The sequence below is a fragment of the Halomonas flagellata genome, assembly GCF_022487945.1.
Lineage (GTDB): Bacteria > Pseudomonadota > Gammaproteobacteria > Pseudomonadales > Halomonadaceae > Halomonas > Halomonas flagellata.
The window spans coordinates 39,656-55,452 of sequence record NZ_JAKVPY010000010.1; the positions used below are offsets into that span (position 1 = coordinate 39,656).

Consider the following 15,797-nt stretch of genomic DNA (forward strand, 5'->3'; position numbering starts at 1 on the left):
TCTGCTATCGTCTGAGTTTGTGACAGTGCCAGCCCCACATGGCCTAGTATGAGCGAGAGTGCCACCAGGCAAGGGTAACGACATCCATGCGATACCCGGCAGGCAAATCCAGCAAGGCACGCCTTGACCCTCATGCCGGCTACGCCAGCTGCGGCGTTGGCGCGGTGGTCAACGTGCATGGCGAGGCGACACATGGCCTGATCGAGGACGGCCTGCGCATGCTGCGCAACCTCGATCATCGCGGGGCGCGTGGCGCCGAGGAAAACACCGGTGACGGTGCCGGCATGCTGTTGCAGGTGCCGCACCGCTTTTACGCTGCCGCCATCCCCAGCCTACCCAGTGCCGGCTGCTATGGCGTCGGCCAGCTCTTCCTGCCCCGGGACAAGGCGCAACGCTCCGCCATCAAGCGGCTGATGACGTCGGTCATCGATACGCTGGGCTATCGGCTGCTCGCCTGGCGTCGCGTGCCCACCGATAACCGCGGCCTGGGGCGAACCGCGCTGGATTCCGAACCCGTGGTCGAACAGTGCTTCGTGGTCCCCAGGCAGGCCATGTCGCCCGAGGCCTTCGATGTCGGCCTCTACGTGCTGCGCTGCGAAATCCAGAATCGAGTGCGCGAGCAGGAACTGGGCGGCGAAGGAGCCAACCTGTTCTACATCTGTAGCCTGGATCGACGGCGCCTCGTCTACAAGGGCCTGCTGACCTGCGCTCAACTGGCCAGCTACTACCCGGACCTGAGCGATTCACGGGTGGAGAGTGCGCTGGTGCTGGTGCATTCGCGTTTCTCTACCAACACCCTGGGCGCCTGGGAGTTGGCGCATCCCTATCGCTCCCTGATCCACAATGGCGAGTTCAATACGCTACTCGGCAACGTCAATTGGATGCGGGCCCGGGAACCCCTGCTGGCAAGCGAGCGTTTCGGTACCGATATCGAGCGGATCCGTCCGGTCCTGGCCGAAGAGGGCCAGAGCGATTCTGCCGACTTCGACCACGTCCTGGAACTGCTGCTGGTCGGTGGCCGCTCGCTGCCCCATGCGTTGCGCATGCTGATTCCCGAGGCCTGGGAAAAGGACACGGCGATGGCGCCGGAGCGCCGCGCCTTCTATGACTACCATGCTTCCCTCATGGAGCCGTGGGATGGGCCCGCGCTGGTCGTGGCCACGGACGGCGACGCGGTCGGGGCGGTCATCGATCGTAACGGCCTGCGTCCCTGTCGGTACTGCCTGACCCGCGACGACAAGCTGATCATGTCCAGCGAGAGCGGCACCCTGGACACCGACTTCGGCGAGATCGTGATGCAGGGACGGCTGCGCCCGGGCCAGCTCTTTTTCGCCGATACCCGCGAGGGGCGCATCGTGCCCGAGGCGGAGGTCTTCCAGCGCCTGACCGGCGCCGCTCCCTATGCCGACTGGCTCGCCCAGCACCGGGTCAAGCTAGCCGATCTGGTCGATGAAACTGCCGAGCCTGCCATCGATGCATTCGATCCGGCCACACTCGCCGCCCATCAATGCGCCTTCGGCTACACGCTCGAGGGCCTGCGCGTGCTGCTGGTGCCGATGGCCGAGTCCGGCAAGGACCCGCTGGGGGCAATGGGCAACGACACCCCGCTCGCGGCCCTGTCGGCGCAGCGCAAGCCGCTGTTCGCCTATTTCCATCAGCTCTTCGCTCAGGTCACCAACCCGCCGCTGGACTACCTGCGCGAGGCGCTGGTCACCTCGCTGAGCGGCTACCTCGGCTATCAGCGCAATCTGTTGGGCGAGACACCCGAGCACTGTCGCCAATTGCTGATCGAGAGTCCGATCCTCGATGACCGGGAATTCGCGACCGTGGCCGGGCTTGATGGCGACGGGCTGCGCGCACGGACGATCGATACCACCTATCCCCCGGGCCGGGGGATGGCCTCGGTCATCGAACGCCTCCGTCGCGACGCCGAAGCCGCCGTCGATGCCGGTGCCACCCTCTTGGTCCTCGATGACCATCGGGTGGGGCCGCAGCGAGTGGCCGTGCCCGCGTTGTTGGTAGTCGGTGCCGTCCACCATGGCCTGATCCGGGCCGGCAAACGCAGCCGAGTGTCGTTGGTGTTGCGCAGTGGCGAGCCCTATGCGGTGCACCACTACTGCACTCTGGTGAGTTATGGCGCCGATGCCATCTATCCTTGGCTGGCCTACCGCAGCCTCGAGCATCTGCACGCCGAGGGCGCACTCACCGACGTCGGAAGCCGAGCCGCGGCGCGCCATGCCTATCGTCTCGCCATCGAGGACGGCCTGCTCAAGGTCATGGCCAAGATGGGCATTTCCATCCTGGAGAGCTACAAGGGCGCGCAGATCTTCGAGTGTATCGGCCTGGATCAGGCGCTGGTCGATGAGTGTTTTGCCGGCACCCCGGCGCACATCCCGGGCGTCGGGCTGGACACCATCGAGGACGAGACCGAGCAGGCCCATGCCGTTGCCTACAGCGACCGTATCGCCGGCAACCTGCAACTGTTGCAGGGAGGCGACTTCTACTGGCGGCGCGACGGCGAATGGCATCAGTGGAATCCGCAGACCATCGGGCATCTGCAACAGGCGGCACGGCACAATGATGCCGAGAGTTATCGGCGTTTCGTCGAACTCATCAATGAGCAGAGCCGGCGTCTGCAGACGTTGCGGGGCCTGCTCGACTTCGATAGCGATCCGCGACGCTCGATTCCGCTCGAACGGGTCGAACCGGTAGAGGCGGTTCTCAAGCGCTTCGGTACCGGCTCGATGTCGTTCGGCGCCCTGTCGCGCGAGGCCCACGAAGTCATGGCGATCGCCATGAATCGCATCGGCGGCAAGGCCGGCAGCGGCGAAGGCGGAGAGCAGGTCGAGCGCTTCGGTACCGAGGCCGAGAACTCGATGAAGCAGTGTGCCTCGGGGCGCTTCGGGGTCACCGCGCACTACCTGGCGAGTGCCCGCCAGATCGAGATCAAGATGGCCCAGGGCGCCAAGCCGGGCGAGGGCGGTGAGTTGCCCGGCGGCAAGGTCGATGCGGCGATCGCCGAGGTGCGCTTCACAGTGCCCGGGGTCGGGCTGATCTCGCCGCCACCACATCACGACATCTACTCGATCGAGGACCTGGCCCAGTTGATCCATGACCTCAAGTGCGCCAATCCCGAGGCCGAGATCCACGTCAAGCTGGTCTCCAAGGCCAATGTCGGCACCATCGCCGCCGGCGTCGCCAAGGCGCGGGCCGATGCGGTGCTGATCTCCGGCGACGCCGGCGGCACCGGGGCGGCCAAGAAGACCTCGATCAAGCATACCGGGACACCGTGGGAATTGGGGCTGGCCGAGACCCATCGGGTACTGATGGCCAACAACCTGCGCTCGCGCATCACCGTGCGTACCGACGGTGGCATGAAGACCGGGCGCGATGTGGCGATGGCCGCGCTGCTGGGGGCCGAGGAGTTCGGCTTCGGTACCGCGCCGATGGTCGTGGTCGGTTGCCTGCTGCTGCGCAAATGCCACTGCAATACCTGTTCGGTCGGCGTGGCGACCCAGGATCCACGACTGCGCGAGCGCTTCGATGGCGAGGCCGAGCACATCATCAACTATCTGCGCTTCGTCGCCGAGGAGCTGCGCGAGATCATGGCCACACTGGGCTTCGCCTCGGTCCGCGAGATGGTGGGGCGCGTCGACCGGCTTCGCCCGCGGGAGGTGGCGCACCCCCGGGGCATCACGCTGGACCCCGGCGAGTTGCTGGCCCGAGTGGAATCGACCGACACCCCCTACAAGACACGCGAGCAGAACCACGAGCTCGACGACAAGCTCGATCAACGCCTGATCGCCCAGGCCCGGCCGGCGCTCGAGCATGGCGAGCCGGTGCGCATCGATACCCGGGTATGCAATCGCGATCGCAGCGTCGGCACCTTGCTGTCGTCGACACTGGTCAAGCGCCATGCGCCGACCATGCCGGCCGACGATACCCTGCGCCTCTACCTGCAAGGAACGGCCGGCCAGAGCTTCGGTGCCTTCGTCGCCCGGGGCATCAGCCTGCACCTGACCGGCGACGCCAACGACTATCTCGGCAAGGGCCTGTCGGGCGGCCGAATCAGCGTGCGCACCCCGCCGGAGGCCGGTTATGCCGCGACCGATAATGTCCTCATCGGCAATGTCGCGCTGTTCGGTGCCACCAGCGGCGAGGCCTACATCAACGGTCTGGCCGGTGAGCGCTTCTGCGTACGCAATTCGGGGGCACTGGCCGTGGTCGAGGGCGTCGGCGATCACGGCTGCGAGTACATGACCGGCGGCGTGGCACTGATTCTCGGCCCGTGCGGCAAGAACTTCGCCGCCGGCATGAGTGGTGGCGAGGCCTATCTGCTCGACGAGCAGGGCGACCTGGCCGAGCGGGTCAATGCCGAGCGGGTGGGGCTGGAAACCGTGGAAGACGCGCGTGACATTGCCCTGGTGCAACGCCTGCTGGAAAATCACCATGCCTACACCGGCAGCCATCGCGCCCGGACACTGCTCGATGATTGGCCCGCTACCCTGGCGCGGCTGGTCAAGGTCGTGCCCGAGGCCTATGCCGAGGTAGTAAGCCGCGAGCTGGCCGAGGGGCGGGATATTCGCGTCGCACCGCCGACCGCGGCCCGGGAGGTGGCCTGATGGACGAGAACCATCCCGAGGGCTTTCTCAGACACCCACGCGAGCCGATCGGCAAGCGCGACCCGCGCGAGCGCATCGGCGACTATCGCGAGATCTATGCGCCGAGCTGGCGGGAGGATCACCTGCGCCAGCAGGGCGAGCGTTGCATGGATTGCGGTGTGCCGACCTGCATGGGCGGCTGCCCGATCGGCAACCTGATCCCCGAGTGGAACGACCTGGTGGTGCGTGGCCGCTGGCGCGAGGCCCTGGCGCGGTTGCATGCCACCAACAATTTCCCCGAGTTCACCGGTTATACCTGCCCGGCACCCTGCGAGCCGGCCTGCACGCTGGCCTACAACGCCGATGCCGTGGCCATCAAGAGCCTCGAGCGGGCAATCGTCGACAAGGGCTGGGAAAGGGGCTGGATCCGTCCCGAGCCGCCGGCGCGGCGAACCGGCAAGCGGGTAGCGGTGGTCGGCAGCGGCCCGGCGGGGCTGGCGTGTGCCCAGCAGCTCAACCGTGCCGGGCATGCGGTCACGGTGTTCGAACGCGATGAGGCGCTCGGCGGGTTGATGGCCCTGGGCATCCCCGACTTCAAGTTCGCCAAGCACCAGGTCGAGCGGCGCCTCGACCAGCTGCGCGAGGAGGGTATCGAGTTCCGCACAGGAGTCGAAATCGGCCCTGTCATGTCTTTGGCCCAGTTGCGCGAGCGCTTCGATGCGGTGTGTCTGGCGATCGGTGCCCAGCAGCATCGCGAGGTGACGGTACCGGGACGCGAGCTGAGGGGAATCCATTTCGGCATGCCCTACCTGACCGCCGAGAATCGCCGCCAGGCGGGCCGCGACAGCCTGGCGATCGATGCCCGGGACAAGCGAGTGGTAGTGCTGGGCGGGGGCGACACCGGCGCCGACTGCGTGGCCACCGCCCATCGCCAGGGCGCCGCGGAGGTGGCGCAGATCAGTGTGCGCGAGCAGCCGCCAATGACGCGCCCCGCCGACAACCCCTGGCCGTGGCAGCCGCGCACCTATGAACAGACCTATGCATTGGAGGAGGGCGGCCGGGCGCTGTTCGCGCTCAATGTCACTGCGTTCGTCGATGACGACGAGGACGGTGCCGTGGATGCCCTGGTCACCGAGCGCGTCAAATGGACCCTCGATAGCCAGGGACGGCGCGTGGACAAGACGGTGCTCGAGGAGAATATCCGCATTGCCGCCGACCTGGTGCTGATCGCCATCGGCTTCCAGGGTGCCCAGGCCCAGGCGTTCGTCGACCAGGGGCTGACGCTTGCCGACAGCGGCGCATTGGCAACCGACGATGCCATGATGACGTCGCTCGATGGTGTCTTTGCCAGCGGCGATGCCCGCCGAGGGGCGTCGTTGGTGGTGTGGGCGATCGGCGAGGGGCGCGACGCGGCACGCCATATCGACACCTACCTGATGGGGGGATCGCGGCTGCCGCCGAGCCTTCAGACCCTGACTCCGCCGACCGACGACTGACCTGCCAGCCAACCCTGCACCTCGGCGTAGGGGTAACCCTCCAGGGCGGCGAAGCCGGGCAACTGCCGTGCCTTGAGGCGGGTGAACAGCGGCGTGGTGATGCCGCAGAGGAAGCGCGCCAGCAGGTCGGGGGTGGCGGGGTGGCCATCGCCTGCCATCTCGAGGCGTTCGAGTAACCCACCCAGGAGGGTTTTCATGTCCTGGTCCTCCAGCGGCGGCCGCGGGGCGGCGGCGGGCAGCCGGGCGGGGTGCCCGCGGCAGGCCGAGCAGTGGCCGCAACGCTCGGGGGCGCGGTCGTCGCCGAACCACTCGGCGAGCCGTCGGCTCAGGCAGCGGTCGGTCTCGAACAGCGCCAGCATGGCATGCAGCCGGGCGATCTCGGCCTGCTCCTTCTCGCGGAAGTAGCGGTGCAGCTCGTCGCTGAGCGCCGCCGGGTCGAGGTCGGGGCGCAGCACCTCGTAGACCTCGGTGAGCTGGCGGCTCTGCAGCTCGAGCCAGCCCTTGTCGACGAAGTAGTCCAGGGCGGTGATCACGCGGGCCCTCCCGGTATCCAGGTCGCGCTCCCGGCCGAGCGCCTCCAGCGTCGCGAAGTCGAGCTCGTGCCAGGTACGGGCGCGCCTCGAGGCATCCAGGATCGCCTGCACGAAGGCGCGCCGCTCGCCCTGGAAGCGCTCGACCAGCGCCTCGGGCTCACACAGCAGCTTGAAGCGGTAGTCGGCGAAGTAGGCGTGGCGTGGCTGGATGATGCCGCGCAACTCGAGTTGCACCAGCAGCGTCTTGAGCGGCAGCGGCCGGATGTTGGCATGCTGCGAGAGGCCGTTGAGCAGCAGTTCCCAGCGCGGCCCGGCGGCCTGGAGCTCGTCGATCACCCGCCGAATGCCGTGGGACTCGGGGGTATCGCCGTAGACGAAGGTCTCCAGCACTCCCAGGGTGTCGCGGCCGGCCAGCATCAGGCACTCCGAGGGCCGGCCGTCGCGCCCGGCGCGGCCGATCTCCTGACTGTAGTTCTCGATTGACTTGGGCAGGTCGAAGTGCACCACGTGGCGGATGTCCGCCTTGTCGATGCCCATGCCGAAGGCGATGGTGGCAACGATGCAGTTCACCTGGCCGGCCATGAAGGCCTGCTGGATGCCCTCGCGGCGTTCGCCGTCGAGGCCGGCGTGGTAAGCGGTGGCGGCGATGCCCGCCTTGTTCAGGTAGGCGGCCAGGCGCTCGGCGGTCTGCTGCAGGGTGACATAGACGATGGTGGGGGCGGGCAGGCCGGCCTGCAGCCGGGGGCGTAGCCAATCGACCATGGCGCGCGGGCGGGCGTCGGCCGTTACCGGGGCCACCGTCAGGTCGAGGTTCGCGCGGTAGAAGCCGGTGGCGGTCACGTCGCTCTCGGTGATGTCGAAGCGCTCGCGCATGTCGTCGATCACCCGCGGGGTGGCCGTGGCGGTGAGCAGCAGTGCCTGGGGAATGCCGAACTCGCGCTGGTGGTCGGGAAGCTTCAGGTAGTCGGGGCGGAAGTTGTGGCCCCACTCGGAGATGCAGTGCGCCTCGTCGACCACCATCAGCGAAATCGGTACCCGGCGGATGAAGGCGCGGAAGCGCTCGTTCTTGAGCCGCTCCACCGAGATCATCAGGATGCGGATATCGCCACGGGCGACGCCCTCCATCACTGCCGTCGCTTCCTCGCGGCTCTGGCCGGAGTCGATGCTTGCGGCCCGGATGCCGTGGCGCTCGAGGAAGGCGAGCTGGTCCTGCATCAGCGCCAGCAGCGGCGAGATCACCAGCGTCAGGTGAGGCAGGTGCAGCGCCGGAAGCTGGTAGCACAGCGACTTGCCGGAGCCGGTGGGGAAGATCGCCGCCGCCGAGCGTCCGGCCACCACCGCCTCGATCACCGGCCGCTGGCCGGCGCGAAAATCGTCGTAGCCGAAGACCTGCTGTAATGTCCGGTCGATCCCGTTCATGCTGACGCTCCCTGTCGTGTCGTCCCGTCCGTCACAGGGTACACCCTCGCGGGCCCCATGACCCGATGCGCCAGCCTTGGCATAATGCCCCTTTTGTCCTCAGGGAAGACCCATGACCGCCTGGAGCAAGTTACTCGTCGCCACCACGCGGCTGATCGACCTGCACGATAGCGGCCACGAGCCGGGCTCGCCCTTCGTGCAGGTCAACCAGGAGCAGCGCCGCGGCCTGCGCGACGGCTACTGGCTCGACCTCGGCTGCCTGCTGCTCGACTACCTGCTCGACCTGGACTTCGCCACCAACAGCGCCTTCGTCTCCCAGGCGCGCTGCCTGAACCATCTGCGCGAGACCTATCCCGAGCTGCCCCATGACGACCTCGTCTTCGTCATCAATCTGCTCTCCACACCCAGCGAGCTTCACTTTCGTCAGCCTTCCCCGCTGCCGGACGAGGCGGAGGATGCCGACGAGTCGGCGGCCAGGGCCCGGCACAGCACCAAGCGCACCGCCCTGATCGAGAAGCAGGGCCAGACCGGCCAGGTGCGCCTGACACCGAGCGGGCGCCAGGCGGTGACGCTGGCCAGCCAGGTCGAGGACCTGCTCTACTCCGAATACGATGCCGCCAAGGTGCTGGCGGCCCTGGCCCGCGGCGACTTCGCGCGGATTCCCGATATCACCAACCAGATCCTGCTGGCGATCCGCGCCCTGACCCAGGAACTGCGCCGGGTACGCGAGAACCCCACCCGCGAGGGCAAGCTCAGCGCGCTGCTCGACAACGAGCGCCACTACCACAACGCCCTCTCCAACATCCAGCAGACCCTGCTCGACGCCCGGGCCCAGCTGGCGACCCCGCGGCTGATGGAGCGCTTCGACGCCTGGCGCGAGGCGCAGCCGGACGACTGGGAGCTGCGCGTGCTCTCCGGTGCCATCGGCCGGGTGCTCACCGCCATCGAGAACCTCTCGCGGCGGCTGTCGGAACTGCTCGCCGACATCGCCGAGGGGCGCATCCAGTCCATGGGCGTGGTCGACTTCCAGGACCTGGCGAGGCGACTGCTCTGTGTGCCCCCGGCGCCACGCTTGCAGGGGGCGCTGGTGGCCCGGATGATGCCGCTGCACGCCCAGGCCTGCTTCCCGCGTCTTGCCCCGCTGGTCCCGCTGCTGGAGAGTCGCCGCGCCGAGACCAGCCACGCCGCCCTGGTGTTCGACGAGCAGCACGATGCCGCCCCGGAAGACCCGCTGCTGGCCCGCTTCCTCGACGCTCGCGGCCCGGCACTGCGCACGCGCATCGGCGAGGCGCCGCTGTCGCTGCCCGAGGCCCTGGAGGAGGGCTGGCACCGCTTCGAGGAGGGCGACTGCCTGGCCCAGCTGCTCAACACCTTCGTCGACACCGAGCTGCTCGACCCGCGTCTCTCGGTAGGGATCGAGACGTCTCCCTTCGCGCTGACCCTGGCCGACGGGCGACGCCTCGAGGGGCCGGTCACGCCCTCGCTGGGCTATTTCCGGGCGCCGGTCTCCAAGGCGCCGCTCTCCAAGGCGCCGCTCTCCAAGGCGCCCGAAGCCGCGCCTGGCGCGCCACTCGATAGCGTGGAACACCCGCACGTCGAACCGCACGCGATGTCGATGACGACCGATCAGGATGATCACCGATGAACATGACCGAAATGGGCGAAGTCGTCGCCTACCTGCTGCGCTACCGCAGCGCTGAACGTGCCCCCGGCGGCGGTCGCAAGCGCCGCGCCGCCCGTGAGGGGCAGCTCTCCGAGCGCGACGTCTGCGCGCTGATCGACGATGCCAGCGACCTCGAGCGCGAGGCGCTGCGTGACTTCCTCGCCGGCCAGGGGCTGCGGCTCAAGGCCTTCGAGTCCGGCGACTATCCCGGTATCGCCCCGGGGTCGCGCTACTACGCCCTGCTGCCGGACCCGGAGCTGGAGCAGCCGCCGCTCTACACCCGCGAGCCGGTGTTCGAGGCGCTCAAGCTGCGCCAGGAGAGCCGCGCCGAGCTGGCCCAGTGGTACCTGCAGCTGTGGCTGCTGATGCACACCCTGCTCTACACCCGCTACAACCGGGCGCTGTCCGACGTCAGCCGCTACCAGGAGGCGACCTTCAGCGGGGTGGAGCTGGCCGAGCTGATGCGCGAGCAGCTCGAGACCCTGCGCGGCCTGGGCGAGGCGGCGCCGGAGGCGAGCCGCGGCCTGCTCGAGGAGCGCGGTGAGGACATCAGTCGCCGGGTGCGTGCCTTCGTCGAGCTGCAGGCCCGGGCCGGGTTGCTCGAGGCGCTGCGCGACCTGGGCGAACCGGGTACCGGCGATGCCGGCGGCGACAGCGGTGGCGAGGTCTGGCAGCAGACCCTGCTCGGCGCGCTCGAGAGCGAACAGACCGGCCTGCACCAGCTGGCCCATCTGCAGGCCCTGGCCGAGGGACGGATCGCGGAGGAGCCGGCATGAGCGTGATCCACCGTATCGAGATCGCCAACCTGCTCAACAAGCACGGCGACGTCGCCTCCCCCTGGGACGCCAAGATGCGCCACCTGCTGCTCGACCTGCGCGGCCAGTCCAGCGCCATCAGCATGGAGAACGGTTTCGGCCGAATCAGCACCCTGGCCGAGGCGTACGCCGAGGAGACGATGGCATGAGCGTGATCCACCGTATCGAGATCGCCAACCTGCTCAACAAGCACGGCGACGTCGCCTCCCCCTGGGACGCCAAGATGTGCCACCTACTGCTCGACCTGCGCGGCCAGTCCAGCGCCATCAGCATGGAGAACGGTTTCGGCCGACTCAGCACCCTGGCCGAGGCGTACGCCGAGGAGACGATGGCATGAGCGTGATCCACCGTATCGAGATCGCCAACCTGCTCAACAAGCACGGCGACGTCGCCTCCCCCTGGGACGCCAAGATGCGCCACCTGCTGCTCGACCTGCGCGGCCAGTCCAGCGCCATCAGCATGGAGAACGGTTTCGGCAAGACCACCCTGGCCGAGGCGTTGATCGGCCTGCTCTCTCGGGACCGTACCCTGCTGGCGCGTACCCGCCGCAAGTGCTCGCCCTCCGCGGTGGCGGGCGAGGGGCGTAGCTGGAGCCACCTGCGGGTGGAGTTCCGCTCGCGCAGTGGTGCGGCCGGCCAGGACGACATGCTGGCCGTGGCCGGCGAGGAGGTGGCCGGCGAGACCTTCGTGTTCGGCTTCTACGGCTACAGCGACGGCAGCGGGCTCTCCTTCTACCATTATGCCGGGCGACTCGAGGAGATCCCGGTGCACCATCTCACCCGGGACGGCAAGCTGGCGCTCCACGCCAACCGCGACGTCAAGACCGCCATGGCGAGCCGCGGCGTGCGCCTGACCCACAACCGCGACGAGTGGCTCGAGGCGGTGGGCGCCCATGTCTCGCGCCGCGAGCTCGCCCAGCTCGCCGCCTTCCAGAAGGAGGGCGGGGCCGACAAGAGCCAGATCTTCAACGCCATCAAGCCGCGCCCCGGCGAGAAGGCCGACCAGGCGTTCTTCTTCGAGGTGCTGGCGCCGGAGATCCTCTCCGGGGCGACCCGCGGCGAGACCGACGAGGGCGAGGAGCTGATCGAGGAGGTGATCCTCAACTCCGGCACCAACATCACCGAACTGCGCCACCGCCTGGAGGAGGCGGAGAGCGACCAGCTTCGCGCCGGCGAGAAGGTCCAGCGGTTGGCGGCGCTCAGGGAGGATGGCGAGACGCTGCGCGAGGCCCGCGAGTGGCTGGCCGGGCTCGACCGGGGACTCGCCGCCAGCGAGGCCCTGCTGGGGGGCCAGGCATTGACCGGCCTGCCGGGGCTGCCGCGGTGCCCGGCCGAAGGTGCCGAGGCACCGTCGTCCGCGGGCGCGTCGTCGGCAACCCTTTCCGGTTTCGCCTGGGCCGTGGGGGATACCGGGCGGCCGCGGGTCTCGACCTGGCTGCTGGCCCGGCTCTCGGGGCTCGCCGAGCGGGCCGTGCGCCAGGCGCTCTCCGAGCGCGGGGCGCGACTCGACGCCCACCGCCGGCTGCTGCACCTGCCCGAGGCCGAGTGGCCGGCGGGGCGCGAGGTGGGCCATGTCGGCTTCGAGGCGGCCCGGGAGTGGCTGGCCGAGAGCCTGGCCTTCGGCGACGACACCGCCCGCTATCGTGCCCTGGCGGCGCTGGACGAGGGCGCCGAGGCCTTCGAGGCGCTGGACGGCAACCGCTTCCGCGAGGAGGTGATCGGCGATGGCGTCTACCTCGAGGAGCTGGGGCGCGAGCTGGAGGCACTCGACGCCCGGCGCGAGTCGCTGGAGCAGGAGCGTGAGCGCCTCGAGTCCCAGCAGCGCGACTTCGTCGACAACCAGAGCTTCTACACCCAGGCCCTCGGCGAGGGCCTGTTCGGCGAGGCCGAACTGGAGAGCCCCGAAGCGACGGCCGAGGTGGCGCGAGCCGAGGCGACATCGACCCGGCAGGCCCTGAACGCCCACCTGGGGCGTGTCGGCGAGCTCCGGCAGGTGGCCGGCTGGCACGCCGCCTTCCGTCGCGAGCACCCCGACGAGACCCCGGCCGAGCGGCTGGCGGAGAAGCGCGAACACGAGGCCGAACTCGCCGAGACCCTCGACACCCTGGCGCGAGAGCGGGACGACAGCGCCAGGGCGCTCGAGCAGGCGCGGGCGGAACGCGAGCGGCTCGGCGGTGAGCGCGAACGGCTGGCTGGCGAGCGGGGGCCACTGGCCCGCGGCCAGGCTCCCTGGCGGGCCTTCGTCGAGGGCTGGCCCGGGGAGGAGGTGAGTGGCTTCTGGACGCGCCGCAAGACCGCCCTGGCGGAACTCGAGGGCCGCTGCCGCGACGCCGAACGGCGCCGGCAGGATGCCGAACGGCTGCACTCGAGGCTGATGCCGCTGGCCGAGGCCGCCCGCCGCTACGCCGAGCTGCACGGCGACGACGACCCGGTGCACCTGCGCCAGCGGTTGCGCGAGCGCGAGCATGAACTGGCCGACAAGCAGCACCGCCTGGAGAGCGAGGAGGTGAGGCTGCGCCGGTTGCACCAGGCGCGCCTCGACTTCGCCGACCATAGCGAGCTCACCCCGGAGGCCTGGTTGCGCGATGCCAGGCTGCGCTATCCGCGACTGCTGCGCGAGGCCGAGGCAGTGGAGGCAGACATCGTCGCCCGTGAGCGCTACCTGCAGAGCTTGGCCGGTGATCCCCTCGAGCGGCGTGCCGTCGAGGCCGAGGCGCATCGCCGCCTGGTCGAGGCCGAGATCGACTGGCAGCCGCTGCACGAGGTGCTCAACGACGCCTCTGCCTCGCTGGAGAATCGTCGCCAGTGGCTCGCCCAGGCCGCCGGCTTGCTGTTCGCCCCGGTGGTGGCCGGCGCCGAGGCGGCGGAAACCGTTGCCGCCATGCTGATCGAGGCGGGCCTGGCGCTGCCGGTGTTCGAAGCCGGGCGGCTGGCGTCGCTGCTGGCCCGGGACGAGCCGCCGCTGGGCGCCGTCCAGGGCGTCGAGACCCTGGCGGTGAAGGCCGCGCTGGATCCGAGCTACCTGGAGGCGCTGCGCGAGACCACCGAGCGGCGGCTGTCCGCCGACCTCGAGCGACGCAAGGCGCTGGCGGCGGAGTGTGCACGACTCGACCCCCATGGCGAGACCTTTGCCCTGGCGGTCCAGGCCCGGGCCGCCGACGAGGAGGGTGTCGAGGCCGCGCTGGAGGCCGTGGACGAGGCACGTGCCGCCCTGGGCGAGCGCCGGGCCGGGCTGGCCCCGCGGCTGACCGAGGCGGCGCTGGCCTGCATCGACGACTTCCAGCGCTACCTGCAGGAAGGGGGTGATCTCGCCCTGGAACAGGCCGCCGAGGCCCGGCTCGCCGCCGAGACCGAGCTGGAGGTGCTGACTCCCGAACGGGAGCGGGCGGGACGCGAGCTCGAGGCCCACGGCAACACCTGGCTGGCCGCCGAGCAGTTCAGCGATGCCGGCGGCATCGAGCGGCTCGAGACCCTCGATGCGCGACTGGCCGAGCTCGAGGGCTGGCTGGCCGAGGCCGGCGAGCGGCTGGCGGTCGCCGAGCAGCAGCGCGAGGCGCTGTCGCGCCGCCACGGCGATATCGAGGCCCGGCGGCGTGCCCTGTTCGCCGATGGTGAACGCGACCGGCTGCGTGCCCTGGCGACCTTCGAGGAGGAGGGCGGCATCGGCTTCATGGAAACCGCCGAGGCGGTCCAGACGGAGCTCGAGACGACGCTGGCCCGCGCCAACCGGCGCGCCGATTTCGACTTCATCCGCATTCGCGCCTATCTCGAGGTGCGCGACGCCGGCGGCGGCAGCCAGAAGCTCGAACGCGAGATCGCCCGGGTCAGGCGCGAGCTCAACGAGGCCCGGGAGCTGCGCAAGGCGAAGGCCGCCGAGCGCGAGGCGCTCTCGGCACGCCTGGCCGAGCAGCGCCGTGCCCTGGAGTGGGTGGACCAGCTCGGCGTGGCCTGGCTCGGCGTGCTGCGCGAGCTGCCGGCGGGCTGGTCCCGGCGGCTGGCGGTCCGGGAGGATCTGGCGGGCACCGGCCGTTGGCCCCGGGACGATGCCGAGCACGAGGCGCGCCAGGCGGCCCTGACACGCTGGCGCGCGCTCGCCGGCGAGCCGGGCGAGATCGACCTCGACGCCCTGGAGGCCTGCCAGCAGGTCCTGCTCGATGCCCTGGATGGGCTGAACCTGGGCGAGCAGGCGCGCAACCGGGAGCGGCAGGCGAAGCGGGTCGAGGCCACCGAGCGGCGCCTGGCGGAGTCCCTGGACGAGGCCGCTCACAGCCGCCTGTTCAGCGACACCGAGCGCGCCAGGCTCGCCGTGCTCAAGGGGGCCAGCGAAACGGCACTGGCCGATCTCGCCGCCCTGCACGGCCAGCTTTCCCGCCAGCTCGACGAGCATCGTCAGCGGGTCGGCCGGCTGCATGCCACCCGCGAGCAGATCGAGGGTACCCTGGTGGAGCGACTCGGCTCGATCATCAGCGATGCCGCGGGCAACCTGGACATCCTCAGGCGGGTGGCCCGCAGCAGCGGCACGGGCGGTGCCTTCTTCGAGGTCAAGGCGGCCCTGATCGGCCCCGACCAGTTGCGCGAGCTCATCGTCACCCTGCTGGCCGATATCGACGAGCACCAGGCCGCCATGCGCCGGCACGCCGAGCGCGACGGCGGGGTGGCCGACGCCGAGCGGCGGCGTCGCGACGACGACCTGCTGCGCCAGATTCGCCGGCGCATCTACCGCGGGCTCTTCCACGAGGTCGCGATCCGCCTGAAGCACGATGCCATCCGCCCCCACGGCCGGCTCTTCTCGCTCAACGAGGAGATGTCGGAAGGGCAGCGCGAGGCGGTATCGCTGATGTGGCTGGTCAAGCTCTCGGAGTTCGCCATCGAGCGCGAGCTGCGCGAACTGCCGGGCCACCACAAGCGCCGCGCCCGGGCCAGCCGCGAGAGCGTGATCCTGCTCGACGGCCTGTTCTCCAAGCTCTCCCACCGGCGGCTGATCCAGGACTCGCTGGAGTCGCTGCGCAACACCCGCGGCCGTTTCCAGATGATCGGCCTGATCCACAACCCCAACTACGAGAACGACCCCGAGATCTTCCCCACCTACCTGGTGGGCAGCGTCATCGGCGGGGCGCAGGGACAGGGCGGCCACGTCATGGTGCGTGACGGGCGAGCCACCGCCCCCGAGGCGCTGGGGCGCAGCAGCGGCGAAGCGAGCCTGTTCGGCATCCATATCACCGAGCCGGTGACGTAGGAACGGGGGACGGCCGCTACACTTCAGGTAGTACC

At 69.7% G+C, this 15,797-nt stretch carries 8 protein-coding genes; 7 read left to right on the forward strand and 1 reads right to left on the reverse strand.

The annotated features are described in order from the left end of the window. The first annotated feature begins 86 nt into the window (after positions 1 to 86). Entirely contained in the window at positions 87 to 4,622 is a 4,536-nt protein-coding gene (gene gltB, locus MKP05_RS10180) for a glutamate synthase large subunit (RefSeq protein ID WP_240568183.1), read from the forward strand. Beyond that, positions 4,622 to 6,097 carry a glutamate synthase subunit beta gene (locus MKP05_RS10185; protein ID WP_240568184.1) on the forward strand — a complete coding sequence of 492 codons (1,476 nt, stop codon included), beginning with the start codon at positions 4,622 to 4,624 and terminating at the stop codon, positions 6,095 to 6,097. The genes gltB and MKP05_RS10185 overlap by 1 nt, the downstream gene beginning before the upstream one ends. On the opposite strand, the gene MKP05_RS10190 is transcribed toward MKP05_RS10185, so the two are convergent. Beyond that, positions 6,067 to 8,049, reverse strand: a complete 1,983-nt coding sequence (locus MKP05_RS10190) for a RecQ family ATP-dependent DNA helicase (RefSeq protein WP_240568185.1) — start codon at positions 8,047 to 8,049, stop codon at positions 6,067 to 6,069. The two genes, MKP05_RS10185 and MKP05_RS10190, sit on opposite strands and share 31 nt — an antisense overlap. A 112-nt stretch (positions 8,050 to 8,161) precedes the next feature. Here MKP05_RS10190 and MKP05_RS10195 point away from each other — a divergent pair, with 112 nt between their 5' ends. Genes MKP05_RS10195 through MKP05_RS10215 form a run of 5 tightly spaced genes read left to right on the forward strand, consistent with a single transcriptional unit; the run spans position 8,162 to position 15,762 of the window. Further along, entirely contained in the window at positions 8,162 to 9,694 is a 1,533-nt protein-coding gene (locus tag MKP05_RS10195) for a hypothetical protein (protein ID WP_240568186.1), read from the forward strand. Further along, entirely contained in the window at positions 9,691 to 10,488 is a 798-nt protein-coding gene (locus MKP05_RS10200) for a hypothetical protein (RefSeq protein ID WP_240568187.1), read from the forward strand. The genes MKP05_RS10195 and MKP05_RS10200 overlap by 4 nt, the downstream gene beginning before the upstream one ends. Continuing rightward, positions 10,485 to 10,676, forward strand: coding sequence for a hypothetical protein (locus MKP05_RS10205; RefSeq protein WP_240568188.1), 192 nt, complete (start codon positions 10,485 to 10,487; stop codon positions 10,674 to 10,676). The genes MKP05_RS10200 and MKP05_RS10205 overlap by 4 nt, the downstream gene beginning before the upstream one ends. Next, positions 10,673 to 10,864 (forward strand): hypothetical protein, encoded by a 192-nt coding sequence (locus MKP05_RS10210; protein ID WP_240568189.1) that lies wholly within the window; start codon positions 10,673 to 10,675, stop codon positions 10,862 to 10,864. Before MKP05_RS10205 ends, MKP05_RS10210 begins: the two co-directional genes overlap by 4 nt. After that, complete coding sequence (locus tag MKP05_RS10215; RefSeq protein ID WP_240568190.1) at positions 10,861 to 15,762, forward strand: hypothetical protein; 4,902 nt, start codon at positions 10,861 to 10,863, stop codon at positions 15,760 to 15,762. The genes MKP05_RS10210 and MKP05_RS10215 overlap by 4 nt, the downstream gene beginning before the upstream one ends. Positions 15,763 to 15,797: the final 35 nt, after the last annotated feature.

What these genes read in the sequence shown, in the direction of transcription:
- gltB (WP_240568183.1), top strand. Translation starts at nt 87, where the DNA reads ATGCGATACCCGGCAGGCAAATCCAGCAAGGCACGCCTTGACCCTCAT.
- MKP05_RS10185 (WP_240568184.1), top strand. Translation starts at nt 4,622, where the DNA reads ATGGACGAGAACCATCCCGAGGGCTTTCTCAGACACCCACGCGAGCCG.
- MKP05_RS10190 (WP_240568185.1), bottom strand. Translation starts at nt 8,049, where the DNA reads ATGAACGGGATCGACCGGACATTACAGCAGGTCTTCGGCTACGACGAT.
- MKP05_RS10195 (WP_240568186.1), top strand. Translation starts at nt 8,162, where the DNA reads ATGACCGCCTGGAGCAAGTTACTCGTCGCCACCACGCGGCTGATCGAC.
- MKP05_RS10200 (WP_240568187.1), top strand. Translation starts at nt 9,691, where the DNA reads ATGAACATGACCGAAATGGGCGAAGTCGTCGCCTACCTGCTGCGCTAC.
- MKP05_RS10205 (WP_240568188.1), top strand. Translation starts at nt 10,485, where the DNA reads ATGAGCGTGATCCACCGTATCGAGATCGCCAACCTGCTCAACAAGCAC.
- MKP05_RS10210 (WP_240568189.1), top strand. Translation starts at nt 10,673, where the DNA reads ATGAGCGTGATCCACCGTATCGAGATCGCCAACCTGCTCAACAAGCAC.
- MKP05_RS10215 (WP_240568190.1), top strand. Translation starts at nt 10,861, where the DNA reads ATGAGCGTGATCCACCGTATCGAGATCGCCAACCTGCTCAACAAGCAC.